The 6,259-nt window shown below is 64.9% G+C and carries 9 protein-coding genes; 5 read left to right on the top strand and 4 right to left on the bottom strand.

Going from position 1 to position 6,259, the window contains the following annotated elements:
* Positions 1-153: 153 nt before the first annotated feature.
* Complete coding sequence (locus tag LWC34_RS18765) at positions 154-993, bottom strand: ADP-ribosylglycohydrolase family protein (RefSeq protein WP_233726328.1); 840 nt, start codon at positions 991-993, stop codon at positions 154-156.
* 132 nt (positions 994-1,125) lie between these two features.
* Here LWC34_RS18765 and LWC34_RS18760 point away from each other — a divergent pair, with 132 nt between their 5' ends.
* Entirely contained in the window at positions 1,126-1,674 is a 549-nt protein-coding gene (locus tag LWC34_RS18760; RefSeq protein WP_233726327.1) for a snapalysin family zinc-dependent metalloprotease, read from the top strand.
* Positions 1,675-1,679: 5 nt separating this feature from the next.
* On the opposite strand, the gene LWC34_RS18755 is transcribed toward LWC34_RS18760, so the two are convergent.
* Positions 1,680-2,291 (bottom strand): response regulator, encoded by a 612-nt coding sequence (locus LWC34_RS18755; RefSeq protein WP_233726326.1) that lies wholly within the window; start codon positions 2,289-2,291, stop codon positions 1,680-1,682.
* Positions 2,292-2,312: 21 nt separating this feature from the next.
* Here LWC34_RS18755 and LWC34_RS58105 point away from each other — a divergent pair, with 21 nt between their 5' ends.
* The gene (locus LWC34_RS58105; RefSeq protein ID WP_233726325.1) at positions 2,313-2,939 is read left to right on the top strand and encodes a sensor histidine kinase; all 627 of its coding nucleotides are present in this window, start codon (positions 2,313-2,315) and stop codon (positions 2,937-2,939) included.
* Positions 2,920-3,243 carry a sensor histidine kinase gene (locus tag LWC34_RS18745; protein ID WP_233726324.1) on the top strand — a complete coding sequence of 108 codons (324 nt, stop codon included), beginning with the start codon at positions 2,920-2,922 and terminating at the stop codon, positions 3,241-3,243. The genes LWC34_RS58105 and LWC34_RS18745 overlap by 20 nt, the downstream gene beginning before the upstream one ends.
* Here LWC34_RS18745 and LWC34_RS18740 read toward each other — a convergent pair.
* Complete coding sequence (locus LWC34_RS18740; protein ID WP_233726323.1) at positions 3,231-3,977, bottom strand: polysaccharide deacetylase family protein; 747 nt, start codon at positions 3,975-3,977, stop codon at positions 3,231-3,233. The two genes, LWC34_RS18745 and LWC34_RS18740, sit on opposite strands and share 13 nt — an antisense overlap.
* A 95-nt stretch (positions 3,978-4,072) precedes the next feature.
* Here LWC34_RS18740 and LWC34_RS18735 point away from each other — a divergent pair.
* Positions 4,073-4,950 (top strand): IS5 family transposase gene (locus tag LWC34_RS18735; RefSeq protein WP_233723324.1). Its coding sequence is split into 2 segments (ribosomal slippage): positions 4,073-4,411 and positions 4,414-4,950, totalling 876 coding nucleotides; the frame shifts between segments, so codons are not numbered across the junction.
* On the opposite strand, the gene LWC34_RS18730 is transcribed toward LWC34_RS18735, so the two are convergent.
* On the bottom strand, positions 4,902-5,771 hold the full coding sequence (locus LWC34_RS18730) for an alpha-amylase family glycosyl hydrolase (protein ID WP_233726322.1): 870 nt from the start codon (positions 5,769-5,771) through the stop codon (positions 4,902-4,904). The genes LWC34_RS18735 and LWC34_RS18730 overlap by 49 nt on opposite strands.
* Here LWC34_RS18730 and LWC34_RS18725 point away from each other — a divergent pair.
* Positions 5,771-6,259 carry an RICIN domain-containing protein gene (locus LWC34_RS18725; protein ID WP_233726321.1) on the top strand — a complete coding sequence of 163 codons (489 nt, stop codon included), beginning with the start codon at positions 5,771-5,773 and terminating at the stop codon, positions 6,257-6,259. The genes LWC34_RS18730 and LWC34_RS18725 overlap by 1 nt on opposite strands.

The raw sequence follows: 6,259 nt of genomic DNA, 5'->3' as shown, positions 1-6,259 counted from the left end.
CTGGATCGGTGGACACGGTGTGCTGGAACGGTGGACACGGAGTGCTGGAACGGTGGACACGGTGTGCTGGAACGGTGGACACGGTGTGCTGGAACGGTGGACACGGTGTGCTGGAACGGTGGACACGGTGTGCTGGAACGGTGGACACGGGGATTAGAGGGGGAGAGGCTCGGCGGCGTGCCACCATTCTTTTGGCACGCTGTTCAGGCCTGTTCGAGGCGCGATGATTCCGGCGACCATCGCGGCGTTCGTGTCTGTGTCCCCGCCTGCGACAACCGTGTCCCACAGGGCCTCGACCAGGTCGTCGAGGTGTCTTGCCGCGCTCCACACCACGAACGGCACGGTGTCAGGCGCGGACAGTTTGCTGCCGTTGCCGAGCGAGCCTGCCGCGTTGCGTGGATCGACCTCGAACCCGATGCGCTCAGCTCGCCGCAGACCCTCGCGGACCAGGCCGTTCGGCACCCGCGAGATCACTTCGGGCAGCATGTCCGCGCCCGTCACGCCGCTGATTGACAACGCTGTCGCCACAGCGACGGCCACAGCTCCCGCGGCAGCCTCCGGGTGTGCGTGCGTCACGACCGCTGACCGGGAGGCCTGCTCAGCCACCTGATCAAGCGGGAAATAAGCACCAATCGGGGCGACGCGCATCGCAGCGCCATTGCCCCACGAGCCCAAGCCGTTGAACTGCCGGGGAGCGACTGAGCGCCAAGATGCGCCGTTGTGGATCGCCTGCAGGACGTCATGCATCGCGGCGCCATAATTCCGGTGAGGATCACGGGTGTACTCGGCCGCGAACTCCACTGCCAGAGCGTCCTGGTTGATCGAGCCACAGCGCTTGAGCACCCGAAACACGCCCAACGCCATCGCGGTGTCGTCGGTCCAGTGCCACTGGCCTGGTGCGAGGTCACGCGGCGTACGGGTAGTGCGGAACCACGTCTCACCGAACGCGTCACCCAACGCCAAACCTCGCAACGAAACTTCGGCACTGTCCATGCGCACGATCGTGCCAGGCAACGATCGGCGGTTTCGCAGGCGCTGAGCACGGTCATAACATCGGGCTATGGCGTCGGTATGAACCCCCGGCGCCGTGGTTACTCCCAACCCCTGCAAAACGAGGAGTAAGTCGTGCTACGACGCACACTCACAGGTGTGATGGCCGCAGCCGCGCTGGCCGTGCCACTCACCGCAGCTCCGGCCGCCGCGGCTCCGGCGATCCTGGCGACGCAGCTGACCTACAGCGACAGCCAGGCAACGCAGTACTCGAGCCAGATCGCCGCGGCTGTCCAGGTCTGGAACTCGAGCGTCACCAATGTCCAGATCCGCAAGGCCACCGCGGGCCAGCGCGTGAACATCCGGTTCGTCGCGGATCCTGGCTGGCCACGGGCGCAACTCGGCCCGGTCCGCACCAACCAGACCCTGACGATCTGGATGGGCAGGCAGGCCATCGACGAGGGTTACAACATCACCCGGATCGCGTCCCACGAAATGGGCCACAGCCTCGGCCTGCCGGACATCAAGCCCGGCCCGTGCTCGTCGCTGATGTCCGGCTCTACGGGCGGCGTGAGCTGCACCAACCCCAACCCGAACGCCAGCGAGAAGGCCAGCGTCCAGCGTAACTACGCGGGTACGCAGGTCGCCGGCACAGGCGTCGTCCTGCAGGACGCCGCTTACTGAGTTGATCAGGGGGCGCCCGCGGGCGTCCCCTGGTTCAGTACCGTCTCGGCTTTCAGCGCCGCCTGGGTCCGGCTGGGCACGCCGAGTTTCGCCAGTACGTTGCCAACGTGCACTTTCACCGTTCGCTCGGCCAGTCCCAGCTCGTCCGCGATGTCCCGATTGGACAGTCCACGGCCGAGCATGGAAAGAACGTCCCGTTCTCTCGGCGTGAGCGCCTGCTGGTGAATCGAGAGGCTGGTGGCCGCGGCCGGGCTGATCACCGTCATTCCGCAATGGACTGTGCGGACGGCCGTCGCGAGCTCTGAACCGGTTGAGTCCTTCAGTACGAAGCCGCCCGCGCCGAGGCTCAACGCCTGGCGGATGTCCCTGTCCTTGCCGACTGTGGTCAGGATCAGCGTCTTCGGCGTCGGTCCTATCTGGCGTAACGTCTCGAGGCCGTCCATGCCGGGCATGTAGAGATCGAGCAGGATCACGTCGATCTCGTCCAATGCCAGCGCAAGCAGTTCCTCGCCGGAGGCACACTGCGCGACGACCGTGATGTCCGCGTGTGTGTTGAGGACGAAGCCCAGTCCTTCGCGGACCAGAGTGTGATCGTCGACCACCGCAACGCGGATCATCGGTCCACTCTAACCTAAGGCGTGCGATCAAGGTGGGCGGCCGACGCCGGAATTCCGTTCATGGTGGCCATATTGTTCTCAGGCAGCGGTGTTTGGTCCACACCGTTGGCCATTGTGCTTGGTACAGCACAGATCGCGCCGCTGCTGGCGCGCAGGCGTGCGCCGGCAACAGTTCTGCTGATCGTCACGGCGGCGACGGTCGCCCACGTGTCGCTCGGTCTGTGGGTGAATATTGGCTACGTTCCGGTGCTTCTGGGCATTTATAGCGCATCGACCAAGCTGTGGCTGTGTTCCAGCGCCGCTCTGGCAGTCGCGACGATCATGTCCACAGTGAAGGGCCCGGTCAACGGTGGCCTGCTGGCGTTCGCGATTGCCGTTGTGGCCTGGATTCTCGGCGTTGAGCGGCAGAAACACCTGAACGACCGTGCGGAACTGGCGGCCGCGCATCGCCGTGAGCGGATGGCGATGCGCCTGCACGATACCTTGGGCCACACAACCACTGTGATGTTGGTGCAGGCAGAGGCGTTGCGCTCCGGCGGAACGCCACAGGGTGGACGCGATCCTTGCCGCTGGCAGGGAAGCGATGACCGAGGTCCGGCATACGTTGCAGGATCTGCGGGACGATGTGGTGCCGGACCGGGGAACTGACCTGTCTGAACTTGTCGAACGCTTGCGGCTGGCCGGACTCGTGCTCGACGATCTGCCCGAGATTCCGAAATGGGCGCACCGAGTGGTCGCCGAGGCGTTGACCAATGCCCTGCGGCACGCCGGACCCGGCAAGGCAACCGTTGTTGTCAACGATGTCTACCTCGAAGTCCGCAACCGGATCCGTGGTCTTTCAACACGGCGCGGCGCCGGATATGGACTGTCCAGTTTGGAGCGTCACTTCGGATCGCGGCTGGTCTATGGCCGTAGAGGCCTACACTGGGTGGTGCGGGTCTACTTTCCCTGATACGTCAGCAGTTCGCGGACAGTGATGAACCGGTAGCCGTCCGCCTTCAGCCGATCAAGAATCGGGCCGACCGCACGCCGAGTCTCTTCACGACTCGCGTACATGCCGTGCAGCAGGATGATCGACCCCGGACGCACATGGTCCACCGTGTACTGCGCGGTCCGTGCCGCGCTGGCGTCGACATCCGGGTAGGTGTTCGGCTCGACGTCCCACATGATCGTCTTGCGGTTGTGTTCGTCCAGGTAGTACGGCAGTGCCAGCAGCTTCTTGCCGTTCGGCGGGCGGAACGTGATCTCGCCATGGAACCCGGCGTCCCTGATCAACTTGTCGGTCCGCTCGACCTCCTCGGCCACGAAACCCGGTGTCACCAACACCATCCGCTCGTGCGAGTACGTGTGATTGCCCAGTTCGTGCCCGGCCGCGACGATCGATCGCGCCAGGTCCGGATGCTTCTCCATGTCCCGGCCGATCAGGTAGAACGTCGCGGGCACCTGAGCCCGCGCGAGCTCGTCCAGCAACTGCTGAGTGCCTGCGGGATCTGGGCCGTCGTCGAACGTCAGCGCCACGACCTTCTGCGTGGTGTCCACCCGGTCGGTGAGTCCGCCGAAGAATTGCCACGACCGCGCACTGCTCACCTGCTGCAGCCCGAACGTGCCGCCGACCAGCACCAACACCGTGACCACACCGATGATCACCCACCTGCGGGCGCGGCGGGATGAAGGAAGAACTCGCACCCGGTCACTCTGGCAAGCGGTCCTCCTACAGGGAAGCGGCAGAGGTACTAGGGCCTGTTTCACAAGTTGATCAAGGTTTGAGATGATCTTGATTCGTGGGGCGTGGTGATCTGACCAACGAGCAGTGGGCGAAGCTGGAACCCTTGCTGCCCAGGGGCAAGAAGCCTGGCAGGCCGCCGAAGCATGCGAAGCGGAAGCTTATTGACGGGATCCGGTTTCGGGTTCGAACCGGTGTGCCGTGGCGGGATCTGCCGGAGCGTTACGGCCCGTGGGAGACGGTGTATGGCTTGTTCCGGCGGTGGCAACGGGATGGCACGTGGAAGAGGATTCTGGTCGCGTTGCAGGCGGACGCGGACGCTGCGGGCCTGATCACCTGGGATGTCAGCGTGGACTCCACGGTGGCTCGTGCGCACCAGCACGCGGCTGGTGCGCGTCAAAAGGGGATCTCCAGAAGGAGTCTCCGGGCGGGGTCGAGGTCGAACCGGCCGATCACGGGCTGGGGCGCTCCCGAGGCGGGTTGACGACCAAGACTCACCTGGCGGTCGAGCAGGGACAAAAGCCCTTATCAATCGTGATCACCGCTGGCCAGCGAGGTGACTCGCCCCAGTTTCAGGTGGTGCTCGACCGTATCCGGGTACCCCGGCGGGATCGCGGTCGGCCGCGCTGCCGCCCGAATCGGGTGCTCGGCGACAAAGCCTACGGGTCCCGCGCCAACCGCGCCTACCTGCGCAGGCGCGGTATCCGCTGCACCATCCCGGACAAGGCCGACCAGGTCCGCAACCGCAAGAACAAGGGCTCACACGGAGGACGACCACCCGCATTCGACAAGGAGATCTACAAGCAACGGCACGCTGTCGAGTGCGGGATCAACCGTCTCAAACGAAACCGAGCCGTCGCCACCAGATACGACAAGCTCGCCGTTCGCTACGAAACCACGGTCACCATCGCAGCGATCAACGAGTGGCTCCCATGACTTTCGAAACAGACCCTAGTACCTAAGCCAGTCCACACCGCGGTGTCCGGCGGCAGCAGGTCTCCCGCAAGCGGCCCACTTTGATGCAGTGGGTAACCGGGAAACGTGACCGCGCGTTTGCCGGTGTTGAGCACGCATGCCACATCGCTGCGGCGAAATGCCAGTACATCCGGCTTTTCGGGCAACCATTCGAAGGGCTGGCCGACGATGAACCGCTTACGCAGCGCGATCGCCTTGCGGTACACAGTCAACGGCGCGTTCGGCATGGCGTCCCACGGCATCGGCGCCCGGAAGCTGTCCCGCCCGCCCGGGTCGCCGTTGTCGACCGCCGAGTTCTCCATGCCCAGTTCCTCGCCTTGATAGATCCACGCCGAACCCGGCAGCGCGAACGTGACCAGGGCTTTCGCCATCGCTAGGCGCGGTCCGTAGCGGCTGGCGACGCGCGGCAGGTCATGGCTGCCCAGCAGCCACGTCGGCAAGGCGCCGACTTTGCCGAGCGCTTCGATCGCCTGAGCCGCCGTGTCCTGCAGGAACTCCCAGGGCGCTACGGCCCAGTCGAACCGGAAGACCTGGTGCAACCGGCCAGGACTGACCCGCGAGGCGATCCGCTCCGGTGAACCCCAGAGCTCCCCGATTGCCACGCGGTCGCCATAAGAGTCGAGCACCGCGCGCCAGCGCCGGTGGATCGCCTCGGTTTCCGGGCGGTCCCAATGCGGGTGGATCGTCTGCGAGTCCACATCGGCATAGTCCGGGTGCTTGGCCAGTCCACCCGCGACATCGATCCGGACACCCGCGAAGCCGCGATCCAGCCAGAACCGCAATGTCCGGTCGAAACGTTGGAGTGCAAGCCCTGCCGCCGGGATTCGTCTGCGAACCGGGCTACTACCGAATCGGCACAGGCAACCAGGATGCGCTCAGCGGTTCGAATCGGGAAGTCATGCTGTTGCCGTGGACCAACGGAACGCATCAGCACTGGCGGGTGTGCCACAGCCCATTGACGGCCGAGTTCCCGGAATACGCCTTCCTTGCGAGGAAATCGGACAGATGCCTCGAGGTGCCGAACAGGCAGACAGCCGACGGTGCTGTGCTGCTTGTGGACGGGTGCAAGGGCACAGCCAACGACAAGCACCACCGGTTCTACGTCTATAAGGACATGGCGCCGTCCAACGCGGTCGGAATCCAGAACATGCACTCGATGTCGATGATCGCGCCGGTGAACGGCGAACCCGGGGTCGAGGTCCGGCTGGCCCAGTACGCCGCTGGGCAGGAGAACGGGTCTGGGACGTTCACTCTGGAGAAACTTCCATAG

Source organism: Kibdelosporangium philippinense (assembly GCF_021390435.2).
Lineage (GTDB): Bacteria > Actinomycetota > Actinomycetes > Mycobacteriales > Pseudonocardiaceae > Kibdelosporangium > Kibdelosporangium philippinense.
Note: the sequence above shows the minus strand (reverse complement) of the source record. Positions and strands in the feature narration are given on the sequence as shown.

Bases quoted from the DNA above. Each gene is read 5' to 3' on its own strand.
- LWC34_RS18765 (WP_233726328.1), bottom strand. From the start codon at position 993: ATGGACAGTGCCGAAGTTTCGTTGCGAGGTTTGGCGTTGGGTGACGCG.
- LWC34_RS18755 (WP_233726326.1), bottom strand. From the start codon at position 2,291: ATGATCCGCGTTGCGGTGGTCGACGATCACACTCTGGTCCGCGAAGGA.
- LWC34_RS18725 (WP_233726321.1), top strand. From the start codon at position 5,771: ATGTCCGGTCGAAACGTTGGAGTGCAAGCCCTGCCGCCGGGATTCGTC.